14 protein-coding genes are annotated in these 18077 nt (G+C 46.1%); 4 read left to right on the plus strand and 10 right to left on the minus strand.

The window, feature by feature from the left end; genetic code table 11:
* Nucleotides 1–134 precede the first annotated feature (134 nt).
* The 4 genes from MHB49_RS21835 to MHB49_RS21850 all read right to left on the minus strand — a co-directional run bounded on the left by MHB49_RS21835 (nucleotide 135) and on the right by MHB49_RS21850 (nucleotide 6742).
* A complete protein-coding gene (locus tag MHB49_RS21835; RefSeq protein WP_405152989.1) occupies nucleotides 135–2873 on the minus strand; it encodes an S-layer homology domain-containing protein in 2739 nt (912 codons plus the stop codon).
* Between the two features lie 72 nt (nucleotides 2874–2945).
* Nucleotides 2946–3629: a GerMN domain-containing protein gene (locus tag MHB49_RS21840; RefSeq protein WP_405152990.1), complete on the minus strand. Its 684-nt coding sequence runs from the start codon at nucleotides 3627–3629 to the stop codon at nucleotides 2946–2948.
* Nucleotides 3630–3664: 35 nt separating this feature from the next.
* The gene (locus tag MHB49_RS21845) at nucleotides 3665–5077 is read right to left on the minus strand and encodes an N-acetylmuramoyl-L-alanine amidase (protein ID WP_405152991.1); all 1413 of its coding nucleotides are present in this window, start codon (nucleotides 5075–5077) and stop codon (nucleotides 3665–3667) included.
* A gap of 258 nt (nucleotides 5078–5335) precedes the next feature.
* The gene (locus tag MHB49_RS21850) at nucleotides 5336–6742 is read right to left on the minus strand and encodes an N-acetylmuramoyl-L-alanine amidase (protein WP_405152992.1); all 1407 of its coding nucleotides are present in this window, start codon (nucleotides 6740–6742) and stop codon (nucleotides 5336–5338) included.
* A gap of 194 nt (nucleotides 6743–6936) precedes the next feature.
* On the opposite strand from MHB49_RS21850, the gene MHB49_RS21855 reads away from it, so the two are divergent.
* On the plus strand, nucleotides 6937–7260 hold the full coding sequence (locus MHB49_RS21855; RefSeq protein WP_405152993.1) for a hypothetical protein: 324 nt from the start codon (nucleotides 6937–6939) through the stop codon (nucleotides 7258–7260).
* Nucleotides 7261–7377: 117 nt separating this feature from the next.
* On the opposite strand, the gene leuD is transcribed toward MHB49_RS21855, so the two are convergent.
* Nucleotides 7378–7980 carry a 3-isopropylmalate dehydratase small subunit gene (gene leuD / locus MHB49_RS21860; protein WP_247898166.1) on the minus strand — a complete coding sequence of 201 codons (603 nt, stop codon included), beginning with the start codon at nucleotides 7978–7980 and terminating at the stop codon, nucleotides 7378–7380.
* 32 nt (nucleotides 7981–8012) lie between these two features.
* Complete coding sequence (leuC, locus tag MHB49_RS21865) at nucleotides 8013–9434, minus strand: 3-isopropylmalate dehydratase large subunit (protein ID WP_405157213.1); 1422 nt, start codon at nucleotides 9432–9434, stop codon at nucleotides 8013–8015.
* Nucleotides 9435–9917: 483 nt separating this feature from the next.
* Here leuC and MHB49_RS21870 point away from each other — a divergent pair, with 483 nt between their 5' ends.
* Nucleotides 9918–10838, plus strand: coding sequence for a LysR family transcriptional regulator (locus tag MHB49_RS21870; protein ID WP_405152994.1), 921 nt, complete (start codon nucleotides 9918–9920; stop codon nucleotides 10836–10838).
* A 219-nt stretch (nucleotides 10839–11057) separates the two neighbouring features.
* On the opposite strand, the gene MHB49_RS21875 is transcribed toward MHB49_RS21870, so the two are convergent.
* From MHB49_RS21875 to MHB49_RS21890, 4 genes are all read right to left on the minus strand, one after another.
* Nucleotides 11058–11243, minus strand: coding sequence for a hypothetical protein (locus MHB49_RS21875; RefSeq protein ID WP_405152995.1), 186 nt, complete (start codon nucleotides 11241–11243; stop codon nucleotides 11058–11060).
* A gap of 86 nt (nucleotides 11244–11329) precedes the next feature.
* Nucleotides 11330–12151 (minus strand): carbon-nitrogen family hydrolase, encoded by an 822-nt coding sequence (locus MHB49_RS21880; RefSeq protein ID WP_405152996.1) that lies wholly within the window; start codon nucleotides 12149–12151, stop codon nucleotides 11330–11332.
* 48 nt (nucleotides 12152–12199) lie between these two features.
* Nucleotides 12200–13846, minus strand: coding sequence for an ABC transporter substrate-binding protein (locus MHB49_RS21885; protein ID WP_405152997.1), 1647 nt, complete (start codon nucleotides 13844–13846; stop codon nucleotides 12200–12202).
* Nucleotides 13847–14054: 208 nt separating this feature from the next.
* Nucleotides 14055–15080, minus strand: a complete 1026-nt coding sequence (locus MHB49_RS21890) for an ABC transporter substrate-binding protein (protein ID WP_405152998.1) — start codon at nucleotides 15078–15080, stop codon at nucleotides 14055–14057.
* 260 nt (nucleotides 15081–15340) lie between these two features.
* Between MHB49_RS21890 and MHB49_RS21895 the strand changes: the two genes are divergently transcribed.
* The gene (locus tag MHB49_RS21895; protein WP_405152999.1) at nucleotides 15341–16549 is read left to right on the plus strand and encodes a pyridoxal phosphate-dependent aminotransferase; all 1209 of its coding nucleotides are present in this window, start codon (nucleotides 15341–15343) and stop codon (nucleotides 16547–16549) included.
* Between the two features lie 362 nt (nucleotides 16550–16911).
* Nucleotides 16912–18015: a glutamate 5-kinase gene (gene proB, locus MHB49_RS21900; protein ID WP_405153000.1), complete on the plus strand. Its 1104-nt coding sequence runs from the start codon at nucleotides 16912–16914 to the stop codon at nucleotides 18013–18015.
* Nucleotides 18016–18077: the final 62 nt, after the last annotated feature.

Below are 18077 nucleotides of genomic sequence, written 5' to 3' on the forward strand. Positions count from 1 at the left end.
CGCGGTGGAGCCTTACTTCGTAGCTTCTTTCGAGTACTTTGCGGGGACCCCAAAAATCTTGCAAAAAAAACGTCCTGATACGGGAAAGATCCCGCATCAAGACGGTCATTCTTTTGATCCTCGAAAAGAAACGATTACTGTTTTTGGATCTCCAGTACAACATTGTTCAGGAGATACAATACAATATTATCATTATCTTTGAGAGATTGCACGCTTAAAGTGTTGTCACCCTGGTGAACAAATGCGCCTGTACCCAGTGCAAAACGATAATTCGTGTCCGATGTGGACTCACGTTTAACCAAAATTTGGTTGCCAACTCCATCATAAGACCAGAATTGTTTGCTCATCACTGTCAACACTCTGAAACGGGTGGAATTATCCGTGTCCTTCGTCATCTCAACACGGTCACCTACAGTAAGACTGCCAAGAGTGGTTAACGTAGATCCCGATTTGACCACTTTTACAGAACCACTAACAGGAACCGTTTCACTTTGACCATTAAACAGTTTCAGTGTAACGGACGAAGCATCAACAGATGTAACCTCCGCAAGCGTACGTTTAACAACTTGGACCGCTTTAGGCGTCGTTCCCTCAAATGTAACGTTAATCAGGTTGCCGGCTGTCAATTGTGAAGCGGTAATAGTCTGACCGCTTTCTCCTGTCAGTACCGCTTGATCAACGTAGAACTGACTTGTCAGCGAATCCGATTTCACACGAACACGACCATTAGTCTCTACAGAAACTACTTCAAATTGAGCCACGGTGTTCAAAGCCACTTTTTGCACATAGTCCTGATTCGAACCCAGCGTAACTGTGACATTATCTCCGATCTTCAGATCACTAAGACTTGCTCCAGATTTGTTGTAGATCTCGATGGTTGGAACTGTAGAGTACGGTACCGTGATCGTTTGGTTTCCAGACAACAAACTGATTTTTCTGCCCGAGGTATCAATACTGCTGATTGTGCCTTCGTATTTGTAGATCACTTTAACGGATAACGCACGAGTTCCCACATACGTCAGATCCAATTTGCGACCATCATTCAACAAAGACTCCAATCCAGCAAGTGTAGGCTTCGATGTGTTGTAGTCCAGCTTCGTTTTATCATCGAGCGTGAACACAAACGGTTTTTTATTGCTGTCGAGAACCGTCAATACTTTTGTTTTACCGTTGTAGGATACAACGGAAACCCCGTTCATTGGCTCCATCTGACGTCCAATCACTTGAATGCGCGTCACACGATCTTCAGAGTTTAGCGTAAGTTCAACCTGATCTCCATTGGTTGCGTCCGTAATCAGATCATTCAGCGCAGCATCCTGGATTCCGTTAATAATGACTTCCGGCTTTTCTGCAAGCAGCTTCGCTTCCAGTGATCCACCTTCACGTTTAAACGTCAGTGTCGATTGGTTACCACCGATCTCCACCAGTGTACCGCGTAAAGACTGCTCTACACCTTGCGACAATTCGATCGTTTGCAGGATGCTGTCTTTCACCGTATACTTCACTGCACTTCCCGCTTTGAGCTCGGCCAGGGAAAGGATTCGGTCCTGGTAACGAATCATCAGATTATCGTTGTAGGTATATTGCTCTGTAGTTCCGGCAGCATTCGTAAGCTTGATCGTTTTGGCAGCAGTCGTTACTTCCGCAACAACGCCACTATCACTTTTGTTGACAATACCGGACTTCACACGAATAACAACTGTCTTTTTGTCAGCAGAGAACGTCTCACGCTGTACTTCAATGGTGCTGTCTGCTGTTATATCAGACAGTTTGATTGCATTTCCGTTTTGATCGATAAATGCCGTTGCCTCATCATAGCCGTACGTTTCATAATTCTCGCCTACAAACAAGCCAATTTTATTCCCTGACAATGAACGGGCAAACGTACCTTCAACGCTTTCTACCTGTGGTGTAGCATCAACCACTTCGACATACGAAGCCGTACCGGTAGTACCTACAATCTGAACTTTTGTATACAGCTTCACATCCGCAGACGATGCACGGGATTCACTGTCTTTTGTAAAGTAAGGCGTACTACTGTTCACTGCAAAGTTGACAGCTTTTCCGTCCACAACAAGCGTAATCTGCCCATCCTTTAATCCAGTTACATAACCCGTGAATGTGTTCGCATACTTCGTATCCGTTAACATTTCGCCACGGCTGAAGAATGTAGCGAGTTGGGCACGCGTTACAGAACCGGTTGGATTAAATTTGTTACCATCTACGCCTTTGGCCAGATCCAGGCTTACAGCCAGATTGATGTAACCTTTACCACTTTCGGAAATGCTATCATTATCAGCAAATCCGGTAGATTGATTGTTTTGCGCCTTCGCTTCAGCATCTTTGTTCAACGAACGGATCAGCAATTTTGTAATCCATTCACGTGATGCCTGTTTCTGTCCCCAGGATGTTTTGGACACATCCACAGTGGATTCTTCCGTTTTATCAATCAGTCCCAGTTGAAGCGCCAAAGCGACATATGGCTTGAAATAGTTTCCCACTTCCATATTTGTCGGTAATGCCGTAGCCGTGCTGCCGTTCAACTGGTCCTCCTTGTTCATAAAACGGATCGCCATCGTCACAGCTTCCTGCTGCGTTACCGCGTCTCCCGGACGGAACAAGCCGTTATTACCGAGAAGAATGCCTTGATAGGCCAGCTTGTACACATGTTTCTCAGCCCAGTATCCGACCTTGATATCACTGAACAAACCGGTTGGTGCAGCTGTATTGCTTACAGTTGCAGTCTGGCCTTGCCCCGTATCTGTTGATTCTGCTGCCATGGCAGCTCCGCCGGCGCTAAGGGCCATCATGCCTGCAAGCACGGCTGAAACTACTTTTTTAGAGTGTGATGGATTGTTATATTTAAAAGTCACCTGTGATTCCCCTCTCTCATGTAAAACGGCCGATATTCCGCAGATTCACGGTAAAACAACATGCTGTACAGCCTATTCGGATCGTGTCATTGGATGCTCAAGATCCACATGTCCCATCAAACTCTCGGATTTCTGGCCGTCTACCAGCAAATCAAGCGATTTGACTTCATCAAACTGGAAGAACGTTTGCTTCAAAGCATCAATGGCAAATACTTCACCACCTGCACCAAGACGTGCCGTGTCCGGCATATGGATATCCAGCGTAAGCGCACCGTCTTTGAACTGAACAGATTTCAATTCAATTTCTTTCGCCCAAAGCGGAACGAGCTTGTCGTCCTTGCTTTGTTGCAGTGCTGCAAATGCAGCCTTGTACTTGGCATCATCCGAAGCGTAAGTGATATCTGCCGTTGCTTTGTGTAATTCCAACTCTTCCAGATCTGTGTAGTACACATCAATGGTTTTCTTCTCATTGCTTTCGGAAGTTCCAGGTTTCTCCGATGTAGTTCCACCCGATGGAGTCGTTGTACCCTCCGTGCTGTCTACTGTCGTACCCGGTGTCATTGTCGTTGTATCCTCCGGGTCCACGGTTACAGGTTCAGTAATATCCGTCTCATTCTGATCTTCAGACGCATTATTCTCTGTTCCCGCACCTTGAGTCTGATTTGGAGCTGGAGCAGCTGTTGGCTTGCTTCCACATCCAGCAGCAACTGTCATAACCGTTACCAGCAGCGCTGCAATCCATAATTTTTTGTTCATTCTAACTCCGCCTCCTGATCATAAGGGTTGAACCCTTATTTAATTCCCAGATACTCCTTGATCCCTGCAACAATTCCTTTGGCTACACTGTTCTGAAAACTTTCAGTAAACAATGCAGCTTCATCGCTCTTGTTGCTAAGGAAACCAGCTTCCAGCAAAACAGCCGGCATCGTTGTTTCACGGGTTACGTGGAGACTTGCCGTTTTTACTCCGCGGTCCTTCAGGCCAGATGATTGCAGAAGATACTTGTGCATCACCGTAGCCAATGCCTTGCTATTCGAACGGGTGTAGTAAGTCTCCACACCGTTTGCCGCTGCAGACCCACTGTTCGCATGAATGGAAATAAAGATATCCGCCTTCAATTTTTCTGCGATCTTTACTCGTTCACTCAAAGCCAAAAATGTATCATCGCTGCGCGTCAGCACAACGTCAATGTTAGATTCTTTTTTCAGCAATGCTTCCACTTTCAGAGCCATTGCCAGATTGAAGTCTTTTTCCTTCTTGCCGGTTACACCGGTGGCTCCTGGGTCCTGATCACCGTGTCCAGCGTCTACAACAACTACTTTTTTGCCGTTGTTTCCAACAGGAGGTTGCGGTGTTGTAGTGCCTTCTTTGTTCAAATCAATCATAACGAGACCGGAGTCACTTTGCACGTCATAACCTTTGGCATTACTCAAGTCAATGACAAAACGAAGGGTCGAAGGACTATTGCTGTAGAGAGAATAACGGATCTTTGAAACATCCGGATACCCACTTACTACCAGCTGTCCATTCTGGTTACTGTCCAAAGCTTGTCCTTCACTGAAAGAATCAGCGAAAGCGGTATTTGGCAAGTCTATAACGATTCGATCCGGTCCTGTCATCGTGAAGACGTTCGGCTTCGTGTTTCCGCTTGTTGCAATCAAAAAGCGGTTATCACTAAAGCTGATGCCGTTCACCAGTACAAGACCCTCCTGATCCGATCCTCCACCATCATTGCCAGAGTTCGGAGGAGTGGTTGTCCCGTTTCCGGAACCTGAATTCTGGGTAACTAATGTTACCGTCTTCGTTGTATTGTTCCAACCCACCTTAAGACCCATTTGTTCACCAATGAACCTTAAAGGTACAAGTGTGGTTCCGTTTTTCACGAGTGGCGGGGCATCCAGGTTCACGTTACTGCCGTTCACCGTTGCCGTCTTCTGTCCAACAATCATCTGCATGGCAGTGTTGTCTTTGCTAATAGTCACGGTGCTTGTTGCCTGTTTCCAGTCCACACCATATCCCAGGCTCTCCGAAATAACCCGAATCGGAACCATCACTTTGCTATTGATGATTTCCGCTTTGGCATCCGAAGGCTGCACAATTTCTTTTCCATCTAGGATAATGTGCGTATCTGCTGCTGCATGACTATAGCCCGGGAAAACGAGCCCAAAGACAAATAACAGTACCAAAAAACCGAACTTCTTCATCCTTCACCCCTACCATTCTCATATTTTTTTGCCGCATGTTGTGAAGCTTCAGCTCCGACTGACCACTGAGGCATTACCAGACACCTATTAGACGCCTCGTATTCTCAAAAGTTGCGAATATATTCCAACATAACAGAAAAAAAACGTTGTCAAATCAAGCTTTTTCTACATTTTATTGTCTGAATTTTTCCTTAATTATCAAATATGCATCTCGAAACAACGCACTACCCTGACCTTCATATTTGCGCACAACCCACATTAAAGACCCAAATATTCTACAATTCCGTCTACAATGGCCTGTGCACATTTGTTCTGATAATCTTCGGTAAGCATCATTGCTTCATCCGCAGGATTACTCAGAAATCCGAGTTCAAGTAAAACCGCGGGCATCGTTGTTTCACGAGTTACATGCAGACTTGCCGTTTTGACTCCCCGATCTTTAAAGCCTGTAATTGGCAGCACATGCTTGTGCAAAATGTCGGCCAAATCCTTGCTTTCCTTACGACTGTACAACGTTTCAATTCCATTAGGTACAGGCGTTGTAAACTTGTTTCCATGAATCGACACAAAAATATCCGCCTGATTCAGTTGGGCGATGTCCACACGCTGCTGCAATGATAGTTCCGTATCGTCCTGTCTTGTAATTACCGTTTGAATCTCCGTATGCTGCTGCAAAAGTGTCTGAACTTTGAGTCCCACTGCCAAATTAAAATCCTTCTCATAGGCGCCTGTGACACTGACAGCCCCCGACTGTCGCCCACCATGTCCTGGATCGATAATGACAACCTTTTTACCATCATTGGTTGGTACAGCAGGCTGACTTGTTGGTTCTCCATTACTTGCCGCAAGATCAACAAGCAATACGTTGTTCTCGCCTAATGACCATTTGGCAGTCGCTACCTGGCTCAGATCAAGAACCACACGTACCGTTGAAGGCGTTTGGCTGAACATTGCATATCGCACCTTGGAAACCAGCAATGAATCTGTAACCAGAAGGGTTCCGCTGCCATCCGGATTGGTAGCCTGCCCCTGGATGAACTCCTCGGCAAATGTGGTTTCAGGCAAATCTACGATGATCCGATCAGGTCCGCTTAGACTCGAAACCTTTGGTGTGATTTTCCCGTTCGCGGCCAAGATCAAACGATCTCCGCCGAAGCTGATGCTTTGAAGTTCAGAAAGACCTTCCGGCTCAGGAGCTTCCGCGGGGTCAATTTCACTTTCCGTACCTGCTACAGGAGGAATACTTAATAGGCTTACTGTCTTGGTTCCATTGTCCCATCCCACCTGAAGACCCATGCCTTCACCAACAAAACGTAACGGAACCAGTGTAGTCCCCTGTTTAATTAGAGGCGGAGAATCGAGACTTACCCGATTTCCATTCACGGTGGCCGCATCTTCGCCTGCCGTCATCTGGATACTGCTGTTGCCTTTGAGAATGCGAACCGTCTGGGTAGCTTTCTCCCATTTCACCTGATAACCGAGGTTTTCCGAGACGATCCGAATGGGCACCATCACGGTTTTGCCAGTATTCTCGGCTGGAGCTCCCGACTGCTGGTTAATGGTCACACCGTCCAGCACAATCGAGGGAGACGAATCGGCATTTGCCATAACAGGAAATAAACACAGGAACAGAAAAACAAAGACTGCTGCCGACCATTTCTTCATACATCAACCACCATTCTGTTTGTCTTTTGAACCTTCGACCTGATTCGCTGGGATGCAACACTCGACTCTATCTACCCTTCCATAATCTACTAATCAGTTTATCAGATATTGTCACTTCATCCGGTTACAACGTTGTCATATTTAGTCGACAGGCTTCAGAACTGGACGGTTACATTCTGCTCGTCCAATACCCCATGAAGAGCATGGCAGGAAGCAAACGTGATCTGTGGCTTAAGGACAAGGCGACTGAAGCATTAACAAATGAACTCGGTTGGAAAGGACTGGGGTTTGTAGATGGGCACGATATGGGCAAGACGGCAAATCCGGGCCCCCAGTACGCCTTGAATATATACTGCTTTGTCATGGATGAGGAACTTGGGATCCAAGCGATTAAGCGTGTGCTTAAAGAGACACGGCTTGACTATACCAGGATCAAAATTGCATCCAGGGAACTGAACAGTGACGGGGAATATGTGTTAAAATATTCAGCCAAGAAGGGTCTCGAATTCTATGTATAGATGACTCGTATAGTTGTCATTTCGTTTTTGGAAGTACAAAAAAAGCTTCTGTCTCACAGATCGGAACAAAGTTCCTTTCGGGAGACAGAAGCTTCCTACTATACAACACTTTAGCAATTAACCGAATAGTTTAGCCGCGTGGCGTTCTTCATAAGCTGTAATTTCATCATCATGTTGAAGTGTCAGACCAATATCGTCCAATCCCTGCAGCAGGAACTGACGACGGTGTTCATCCAGATCAAAATCAATATGCAGTCCGTATGCATCTGTAATTGTTTTGTTCTCCAGATTCACATTCATCTCATAGCCTTCATGTGTCGCTGTACGTTGGAACAGATCTTCAACCTGCTCTTCCGACAGTATGATCGGCAAGATACCATTCTTGAAACAGTTATTATAGAAGATGTCTGCATACGATGGTGCGATCACACAACGGAATCCGTAGTCCATAATCGCCCATGGTGCATGCTCACGAGAAGATCCACAGCCAAAGTTGGCGCGTGAGATGAGAATGGATGCCCCTTCGTAACGAGGTTTATTCATTTCGAAAGAAGGATTATTGTTACCCTCTTCGTCAAAACGCCATTCGTAGAACAAAAATTGTCCAAATCCGGTCCGTTCAATCCGTTTCAAAAATTGTTTCGGAATGATTGCATCTGTATCTACATTGACCCGGTCTACCGGTGCAACGATGCCTTGCAGTGTTTTGAATTCTTCCATATCATTCGTTCTCCCTTCAATCCGTTCGTTGATTAGATAGCTGCTTCTGTTTTGAAATTCCAGTCACGTACGTCAACGAAGTGTCCCTTAACCGCTGCTGCTGCCGCCATTGCAGGAGATACGAGGTGAGTACGTCCTCCACGTCCCTGACGTCCTTCGAAGTTACGGTTGGATGTCGAAGCACAGCGTTGTCCTGGTTTCAATACATCCGGGTTCATTGCCAGACACATACTGCATCCTGCATCACGCCATTCAAATCCAGCCTCAGTGAAAATTTTATCCAGACCTTCTTTTTCGGCTTGAATTTTAACACGTCCCGAACCTGGAACAACGATTGCTGTAACATTGCTGGATACCGTGTGACCTTTGGCTACCTGTGCAGCAGCACGCAGATCTTCAATCCGTCCATTGGTGCATGAACCGATAAATACATAATCAACCGGGATTTCGGAGATTGGCGTTCCTGGCTCCAAGCCCATATATTCAAGCGCTTTTTCAGCAGCTTTACGTTCGTTTTCTGTTGGCAGTTCAGCCGGTACAGGAACTTTCGAAGAAATGTCGGTTCCCATGCCTGGACTTGTGCCCCAAGTCACTTGTGGAATCAATGATTCCACATCGATTTCAACCACACGGTCGAATTCAGCACCTTCATCAGTTACAAGCTCTTTCCAGGCAGCAACAGCTTCATCGAATTTGCCATCAGCAGGTACGTATTCACGTCCACGCAGATATTCAAATGTGGTTTCATCCGGAGCGATCATCCCCGCTCTTGCTCCACCTTCGATGGACATGTTGCAGACGGTCATGCGCTCTTCCATGCTCAGTTCACGGATCGATTCGCCTGTATATTCAATAACATATCCAGTAGCAAAGTCTGTACCGTATTTGGCGATGACTGCGAGAATCATATCCTTCGCCGTTACGCCGGGGTTACGTTTGCCGACAAAACGAACTTCCATTGTTTTGGCTTTGGCTTGCTGCAAACATTGGGTTGCCATAACGTGCTCTACTTCACTTGTTCCGATTCCGAATGCGAGTGCACCAAATGCACCGTGAGTAGATGTGTGGCTGTCGCCACATACAATCGTTTTACCTGGATGAGTCAGGCCCAGTTCAGGTCCCATAACGTGTACAACACCTTGATCAATGGTATCCAGGTCATACAGTTTTACGCCGAAGTCACGGCAGTTTTGTGAAAGTGTGTCAATTTGTTGTTTGGAGATCGGATCTGTAATGTTGAAACGATCCTTCGTTGGAACGTTGTGATCCATTGTTGCGAACGTCAACTCAGGGCGACGAACTTTACGACCACTCAGACGCAGACCTTCAAATGCCTGTGGGGATGTTACTTCATGCACCAGATGCAGATCGATATACAAAATGCTTGGTTTGCCTTCTTCCTGATGAATCACGTGGTTTTCCCAGATTTTCTCAAACATTGTTTTTTTACTCATCATTTTCACCTCATCATAAGTTCGGTCCTTGGAAGAGCCTCGTATGTTCCTTTAAAAGTGAAGCTCTTGAATGACATAAATATATCACCCTGTCCTTCATTGTTCCAAGATATAATATCTATAGATGTAATAGGTTTAACCTATAATGAGGAAAAGCAAATAAACCGCTGTTCTCCACAGAGGCTTCAATTGATAACAATTATCATTATCATATGAATCTTATACTACGTTTCATTCTCTTTGCTGTCAATGTTTTTATGTGAAAAGAAGAAAAACAGAGTGATTCGTACTCCTCCAACGAATGTATTTCACCTGAATGACTTGGAATTTTCAGCGCATCTACAGTTTCATTCGAATACCTTGAACAGTATTCTGACACAGTACACCTGCTCCTTTAAACAGTTACAGGCCCTCCACTGAAAATAATGATTTCTTCATCTATAGTGATATAATGATGGCATAACGAAAGGAATGACGTGTGGTATGGAATTAAGACAACTTCAATATACGCTGCAAATCGCGGCAGAGCGGAACTTTTCCCGGGCAGCTGAGAAGCTGCACATCGCCCAGCCTTCTTTAAGTCAGCAGCTATCCAAACTTGAAAAGGAACTGGGCGTACTGTTATTCCAGCGTAATACCAGCACCGTGGAGTTGACCCATGCAGGGGTGACTTTTGTAGAGCAGGCTCAGAAAATTATCGATGCAGTCGAGCTGCTCAGACAGGAAATGTCAGACATTTCTCAGTTGCGTAAAGGTAAAGTCGTTGTAGGCAGCATGCCGATTACTGGCTCCCACCTGCTTCCGCATGTGCTTCCCGCATTTCAGCAGGCCTATCCCGAGATTGAAGTAACCCTGATGGAAGATTCCGGGCTGACGCTTGAAAAGTTGACGGCCAGTGGCAAGGCAGACTTAAGCTTGCTCTCCCTCCCATTGCAGGAGCCAAGCCTATCTTATGTAACGATTGGTGAAGAGCGAATTGACTTGGCTGTTCCTCCAAATCACCCTCTGGCACGCAGAGGAGATCCGGAGCATCCGGTTCCAGTACGGATGGAAGAGCTTCGAGATGAACCCTTTGTTGTGCTAAAAAAAGGACAAGGTTTCCGTAAACTTACATTTGATCTGTGCGAGGAAGCCGGGTTTGACCCCAATGTGGTGTTTGAGAGTACAAATATTGAGACAGTGCAGTCACTGGTGGCTACAGGTATGGGCATTACGCTCGTTCCGCGCTTTATTGCCCGCGCGCCCCGCAGTGAATTCGTTCCTGTTTATGTACCGCTAGCTGAGCCAACGCCTAGTCGTACCCTTGTAGTTGCATACCGCCAAGGACGGGTTCTCTCCAAAGCCGCGGAGGCATTTATTCATACGTTTCAACAAACCGTTGCCGAGCTTTCTCAAGGAGAATAATTGGACGGTCAGCGAATTAGCCCGCCATACATGGCAATAAAATAAACAAAGGCTTGACCCGTAAGGGCCAAGCCTTTGTTCTATACTCGTCTCCCGCATCTGCAGGATAAAGTTCTTACATGGTATCAGCAGTACATCATCGTTACAGCACAATGTTGCTAAATCATCATTGAATTGTTAACGTAAAAACGTACATATGGGAATTTCAAGTATGGCGGTTCATTTTCGCAAATTACGTTCACTTGTCAGCCTGTTCTGTTGATTCACAAGGCGGCCTTCGTCCTGAACAGTTTGTTCAGGTGGTGATAGTCCTCCTGCCCCATTCTCTAAGAATGGCCTCAAGTGATCTACCCTAGTGTTTTCCTGTTCCAGTCTCCTGAGCGTATCTTTCACATGGTTGTCCATTGATTGATCATCCTCCTTGGTGACGGGATAGTTATCATTACCCGCCTCCCGGAACAATAAACACTTTATTGGAAAATTACCGATTTTTATTTGCTACCAAAATAAATGCCAGGTCTGCGGTCTTCGAATACCGGAATACGGCCACGAACCTCATCCACAAGCGAAGGACGGATAATTCCTGTCAGAATCTCTTCTCCTTCTCCGCCTTCAACCACAATTTCACCCCAAGGATCAATAATGAGGGAATGCCCAAAAAATTCGGTGTCTCCACTTTTCCCTACGCGATTGCAGGCAATAACATACATCTGATTCTCGATGGCCCTTGCTGTAAGCAGTGTGCGCCAATGATGTAAACGCGGGTTCGGCCATTCAGCGGGGACAATTAATGCTTTGGCTCCGTTCAAGGCAAGTGTTCGAGCAAGCTCAGGGAAACGGATATCGTAACAGATCGAAGCTCCCGCAGTGAGGCCGTTCTCCAATTCGAATATTTCCGGTTCTGCACCAGGCTGCAAATATTTCTCTTCATCCATCAGGCGGAACAAATGCAATTTATCGTAACGTGTCACCTGATTTCCTTCACTATTATAGGCGTACATTGTATTGAAGATTTGGCCATCACGTTTCTCCGCAATGGAACCGCCAACAATGGAGATTCGATGTTTTTGGGCAAAAGCCGCGAGCCACTCTCTTGATTTCTGGCCCTCCGGGTCAGCAAGCTCATGAATTTGTTCCAAAGCATAGCCTGTATTCCACATCTCCGGCAACACAGCCAATCCTAGATCGGGATACTGTTCTACCGCTCGTTCGAGCAAAGACTGCATATGTTTATGGTTGGCCTCAGGGTCTCCGAGCTGAATATTACCCTGAATCAGGGCCACACGCATTTCCCCTTGTTGTTGTTCTGTCATAACCAGCACTCCTCTGAACCGTAATACCTGTAATCATAGCTTGATCATTCAAACATCTGCAACCTGTTTTCGTGTTGAACTCCTACATAATAACTCGGGCAGCAATGTTAACAATCGGTTGCTCGTCAGTGCATCGCCCAAATTCCATGTTGTTTCCTGCACTCCGTACACTTGCCCCTTCTGCACGGCTGGAAGCGCTCGCCAGGTTGGACTCTGCATCAATTTCTCTGTCGCCTGCCTTGCAATAATCTCTTCAGGAAGCAAAACAAATATATGATCACCGGCATACTGACGAATTGCATCAGACGAAATTTCCTTATAAGCTCTGCCAGCGACAAGCGCCTCTTTCACTTTCTTAACGGGTCTAAACCCCATTGGGTGATACAACAGTGAGGCCAGTCCGATATTTCCCATGACAAACAATCGTGCACCCCGATGATAGGTAAATACGGATGCCGTTTCCCCTGGTTCAACCGACATTTGAATCTTCATCCACATCTTTTCCATACAGTGCTGATAGGAGGAGAGCCATTTTCCAGCCTCTGATTGCTTGCCAAACCAGCTTCCCACCCTACAAATTCGATCTTCCAGCGTTGCATGAGAGTTATATGCCAGTGTGGGTGCAATTCGGGAAAATAGTTCATATTGGTGTTGGTTAGTGCTATCGAAAATGATCAGATCTGGTCTCATCCGGACTGCCTCTTCAACATTAACCGGGGCACAAGCATCATATGTCTGATCTCCTAATAAACCAATGCCCAGCACTTGCAAATCTCCACCGGAATCACCATAAAACATAATTCGCTCCGGCTGTGACGGAATATTCACATCATGTCCCAACCAATCCTGAACCAGTGTTTGTTGCTGAATGGATCGGTCATATTGACGAGGCGATAATCCGGTCTTTTGACGAAAACGCCTGCTAAAATAATACTCATCCTTAAATCCCACCCGGGTAGCTATATCCCGGAGCGGTTCATCGGATTTGCGCAGCCAATCCTTGGCATGTTTAATCCGTACATGGTTCACATAATCTAGTGGCTTGTAGCCGGTTAATTGTCTGAACAGGGTTGTATATTGCACGGGTCGGATATCTGCAAGACGGGCCAGTTTCTGTACTGTAATTTCTTCAGCATAATGGTCTTCTACATACTGAATCGTGCTGTGTAGTCTGGATTCCATACTATGCTCTGTTTTTGGTGAAGTGTACCGAGTGATGATCATCTCCATCCATCTCTGAAACTGTGCATTCAAATGACTGTATTCGGCATCTGTTCTAAAATCCCGAACAGCATACAACTGCTCCAACAGTCCGCTTAACGGGGCATAGGGATAACCGTTCAATTGATTTCTATTTTCAAAAACAGGCGTCGTATACAGTTCCGGATCACCCGTCAATACATGAATAATTTCAAAGGACATCACGATATATTTCAATTCCAACCGGTTCCCATGTTCAATCTGGTACCCTTCACCAGGAGAAAGCGGGTAAATACATCCCGTGGTAAAGGGAAACTGTTCATATCCTATATATAAGCGACCTTCCCCCTCTTCGCAGATTAAAAATGTATGTTTGTCACATGTTACTTCCAACATCACCTGTTCTGGTTGTTCAATTCGTTGTTCCAGATGATCCAGCCGAAACATGAATGCTGAAAAATACAACCCTCCTGCATCGTCACCCAGAGCTTGCATGTTGGTCCACCTCGTTTTTATGTTGAGAATGATTATCAATAAATCTGTATGAACTGATTATAAGCGAGCTTTTATCAATAATCCAGATCTGGCTGTAATCAGCAAAAAAAGAGCTTTCAACGAAATGTTGAAGGCTCCTTTATAGTCGGCAATTTCGTTCCCCATGCAATGCATTATTATGATTTTCAATCCATAAACGACTATTCGACTATTGAATTATCTGTTTCGGCAACTCTTTCAAAAGCCATTCCCTTGAAGTGGCATCACTTGAAGCCTTGACCAGATCAAAGCGATATACTTTTCCTTCTTTTACAGCAGGCAGGCTCTTCCATATCGTACTATCAAGCAATTCTTTTGTAGACTGCTTGGCATCATCCGTCACAGGATCAAGAATAAACACCCGATCACCTGCAATTTCAGGCAGCTTTTCCGTAGAAATTTCTGCAAAGCCCATGCCTTCTTCTAAAATTTTCTGAATTTCTGCTGTTGGCTTCATCCCGTCTTTTCCATACAACAATTGTGGCAAACCTGCTCCCGCCATAACAAACAGACGGTTACCTGGATACATGGTGAATACTGAAGCCGTTTCGCCTTCTTTCAATCCATTCTCATGAAGCTGCTGCCACATATCTTCCGTTGCTTTTTGATGGGCTGTAATCCACGCTTCCGCTTCCGGTTTTTTGTTCAACAGATCGCCAAGAGTACGCATGCGGTCGTCCAATGAAGCAAATGAATCAAAGGTAACCGTTGGCGCAACCTTCGAGATTTGATCATATTGTGCCTCATCGCTATTCGAAAAAATAATCAGATCAGGATTTAAGGTAAGCGCTTTTTCAACACTCAATGGGAAACCCACATCTTCCGCTTGGGCTACCTGATCATCAAATATCGTTCCATCCTGACGAAGAATGCCTACAGGTATAACGCCCAGCGCCAGCAAATCTCCTGTAACTTCACCATGATAAATTACACGTTTTGGCGTAACCGGAACCTCAACTTCATGGCCCGTCCAGTCCTTGAACATCCGGGTTTCACCCTCACTGTTATCCGCCGATGACGTCTGTTCCTGATTGGACCGATCCCCATCTTCCCCCTCTGTCTGTGTTTCACTGACCGTTTTGGAATCATCCGTCCCGGCAGATGGAGTTGAAGCCTGATTTCCGCAAGCCAGCAGAAGAATGGACAACCATGTAAGCGTCAATAATACTGCCGTATTTCGTATACCCTTTTTCATTTCTATTTCTCCCCCTAATAAGTGCTTCGTTCCTATTTCATAAATGATATTGATTATCATTATCGAATATTATCATAAAACAGGCTTTATCCTAATCTCAATGGACAAAACAAAATACCTCATTTCATTTTTGTACAAAACTCGGATATTGGCTCCATTCAAGTCTTCATGAAGCGTTTTCCCCCTATACAGCTCGGGATTGACGTGATAAATTAATGAGTACTATATTGCCATTTTTAATAACCGGAGTGATGTATAGCATGACTAATCAGCCTAAAACATCGGGTCGTTCAGCCTTTACCATACCTACATCCGATGTAATGACACAGCTTCCCACACAATTTTTTGCGACCCTAGTTCAAAATGTAAACCGCGAAATCGCAAGTGGTCACGACGTGATTAACCTGGGTCAGGGTAACCCGGATACACCTACCCCGTCCCATATTGTTAAAACATTGCAAGAGTCGGCTGAGAATCCGCTTTATCACAAATATTCGCCTTTTAGCGGGCATGCTTTCCTGAAAGAAGCCGTTGCGAAACGGTACAAGGAAGATTACAACGTGGACCTCGATCCCGAAACGGAAGTTGCGATTTTGTTTGGCGGAAAAACGGGTTTGGTCCAATTGCCTCAGGTATTGCTCAATCCCGGCGACGTATGTCTTGTACCTGATCCAGGTTATCCGGATTATTGGTCCGGCGTAGCACTAGCAAAAGCACACATGTCTTTTATGCCACTGCTGGAGTCTAATGCATTCCTGCCTGATTATGAAGCGATCTCTACAGAGGATCGGGAAAAAGCCAAGCTGATGTTCCTGAACTATCCCAACAATCCAACATCGGCAACCGCCCCACTTTCCTTCTATGAAGATACGGTAGAGTTCGCCATTCAAAATAAAATTGTCGTAGCCAGTGACTTCGCCTATGGTGCAATTGGATTCGATGGACATCGTCCAGTAAGCTTTTTACAGGCACCAGGAGCCAAAGAAGTGGGCATTGAGTTTTACACGTTATCCAAAACCTACAATATGGCGGGTTGGCGCGTCGGATTTGCTCTGGGCAATGCGGACATCATCTCCAAAATCAATCTGCTGCAGGATCACATCTACGTAAGTCTCTTCGGAGGCATCCAGGCCGCTGCTGCGGCAGCACTTACGTCTTCCCAGGAATGTGTCACTTCACTGGTTGCACGTTATGAATCACGGCGCGATGCTTTCTATGACGCTCTCTCATCCATCGGCTGGCAGGCCCCTAAACCGGGAGGTTCCTTCTTTAGCTGGCTGCCTGTTCCAGCAGGCTTTACTTCTGCTTCCTTTGCCGACGTGTTACTGCGTGAAGCAAAAGTCGCGGTAGCGCCGGGTATTGGTTTCGGCTCACATGGTGAAGGCTATGTCCGTGCAGGACTGTTAAGTGATGAAGATCGATTAAGGGAAGCTGCTGAGCGGATTGGCAAGTTGAATTTATTCAAGTAATTTACAGGTGCATAACCCCTTTGCATCTACCAAGTTTCCATGGTATGTTATAAGGAAATATTGAACGAAACGTGATGACGGGACCAGTACGAGAGGATCAGCCGCGCCCAGAGAGTAAATTCCACCCGGCTGCAAGAATTTACCGCGGCTTCTCTCCGAAACCTACCCCTGAGCGGCCTGTGATGCACAGGACAGTGCCTTCTGTTACAGGGCATGAAGCCGGATGATCCAATCATCAATAAAGGTGGTACCGCGGAAGTAACGAACTTTCGTCCTTTTTAACTAAAAAGGGCGGGAGTTTTTTTTGTACCCAACGGTCTGCTTCAGGGTCAAACATTAATATTGTTTAAGGAAGTGAAAACATGACCTCACGTATTGTAGTTAAGATTGGAAGCAGTTCGCTTACTACGGAAGAAGGCGGGCTCGATCGAAGTGCCATTACTTTTTTTGCCGGAGAAATGGCTGCCTTGGCTGAGCAAGGACATGAAGTTCTTCTGGTCACTTCGGGAGCGGTGGCTGCCGGTTTCCGGGAGATCGGTTACCCGCAGCGTCCCAAGCAGTTACATGAAAAACAAGCCGCAGCGGCTGTTGGGCAAGCTTTACTGATGCAGGCATATCAACAGGCTTTTGCAGCGCACCGCGTTACTACAGCACAAATTCTGCTCACCCGTACCGACTTTCACAGCCGGAAACGTATGGGCAACGCAGGCATGACCGTGGAAGAGCTGCTCAAGCAGCGCGTCATTCCGATCTTTAACGAGAATGATACCGTATCTGTCGATGAATTGAAGTTTGGAGATAATGACCTCCTGTCTGCTCTGGTAGCGAATCTGGTCAAGGCACAGCATCTGGTCATTCTTACGGATACCAATGGTCTGTACACGGCCGATCCACGCAAAGATCCATCTGCCGTGCGTTATGATCGCATTCCCGAAATTACGGAAGAAATTTACGCCTATGCTGGAGGTGCTGGATCATCTGTAGGTACAGGCGGTATGCGATCCAAGGTGGATGCAGCCAAAGTGGCAACGCGTGGCGGCGTGCCTGTTTTTGTGGGAAGTGTGAAGGAAGCTGGAGATATGCAGAGAGCGGTTGATGGCATCGGCAAAGGAACCTATTTTGAGACTCGCCTTGCGGCACTCTCTCGCAAAAAGCAATGGCTTGGCTTCATGTCTACTCCACTGGGCACCGTCGTTGTAGATAATGGTGCCGAAGAAGCACTGGTCCATGGAGGTCATAGTCTCCTGCCTGTGGGTGTCAAACGTGTACTGGGTACTTTTCACGCCGGAGATGTTGTAGAGGTACTGGGCATGGATGAAACCTTGCTGGGTCGTGGTATCGTCAATTATGATGATGACCAGCTACGGCTCATCGCAGGACTGCCAAGTGGCGAAGTAATGAAGCAGTTGAACAGCATCCATCGACTTGAGGTTGTTCACCGGGACGAGTGGATTACGTTAAAATAGAAAACCTATAATCCTACCGAATGTACTGCTCAGGTTTATATGAAATAGCCATTAAATAATCT

Source organism: Paenibacillus sp. FSL K6-0108 (genome assembly GCF_045040695.1).
In the GTDB taxonomy this organism is placed as follows: Bacteria; Bacillota; Bacilli; order Paenibacillales; family Paenibacillaceae; genus Paenibacillus; species Paenibacillus pabuli_B.

Bases quoted from the DNA above. Each gene is read 5' to 3' on its own strand.
- MHB49_RS21840 (WP_405152990.1), bottom strand. From the start codon at position 3,629: ATGAACAAAAAATTATGGATTGCAGCGCTGCTGGTAACGGTTATGACA.
- MHB49_RS21845 (WP_405152991.1), bottom strand. From the start codon at position 5,077: ATGAAGAAGTTCGGTTTTTTGGTACTGTTATTTGTCTTTGGGCTCGTT.
- MHB49_RS21850 (WP_405152992.1), bottom strand. From the start codon at position 6,742: ATGAAGAAATGGTCGGCAGCAGTCTTTGTTTTTCTGTTCCTGTGTTTA.
- MHB49_RS21855 (WP_405152993.1), top strand. From the start codon at position 6,937: ATGAAGAGCATGGCAGGAAGCAAACGTGATCTGTGGCTTAAGGACAAG.
- leuD (WP_247898166.1), bottom strand. From the start codon at position 7,980: ATGGAAGAATTCAAAACACTGCAAGGCATCGTTGCACCGGTAGACCGG.
- leuC (WP_405157213.1), bottom strand. From the start codon at position 9,434: ATGAGTAAAAAAACAATGTTTGAGAAAATCTGGGAAAACCACGTGATT.
- MHB49_RS21870 (WP_405152994.1), top strand. From the start codon at position 9,918: ATGGAATTAAGACAACTTCAATATACGCTGCAAATCGCGGCAGAGCGG.
- MHB49_RS21875 (WP_405152995.1), bottom strand. From the start codon at position 11,243: ATGGACAACCATGTGAAAGATACGCTCAGGAGACTGGAACAGGAAAAC.
- MHB49_RS21880 (WP_405152996.1), bottom strand. From the start codon at position 12,151: ATGACAGAACAACAACAAGGGGAAATGCGTGTGGCCCTGATTCAGGGT.
- MHB49_RS21885 (WP_405152997.1), bottom strand. From the start codon at position 13,846: ATGCAAGCTCTGGGTGACGATGCAGGAGGGTTGTATTTTTCAGCATTC.
- MHB49_RS21890 (WP_405152998.1), bottom strand. From the start codon at position 15,080: ATGAAAAAGGGTATACGAAATACGGCAGTATTATTGACGCTTACATGG.
- MHB49_RS21895 (WP_405152999.1), top strand. From the start codon at position 15,341: ATGACTAATCAGCCTAAAACATCGGGTCGTTCAGCCTTTACCATACCT.
- proB (WP_405153000.1), top strand. From the start codon at position 16,912: ATGACCTCACGTATTGTAGTTAAGATTGGAAGCAGTTCGCTTACTACG.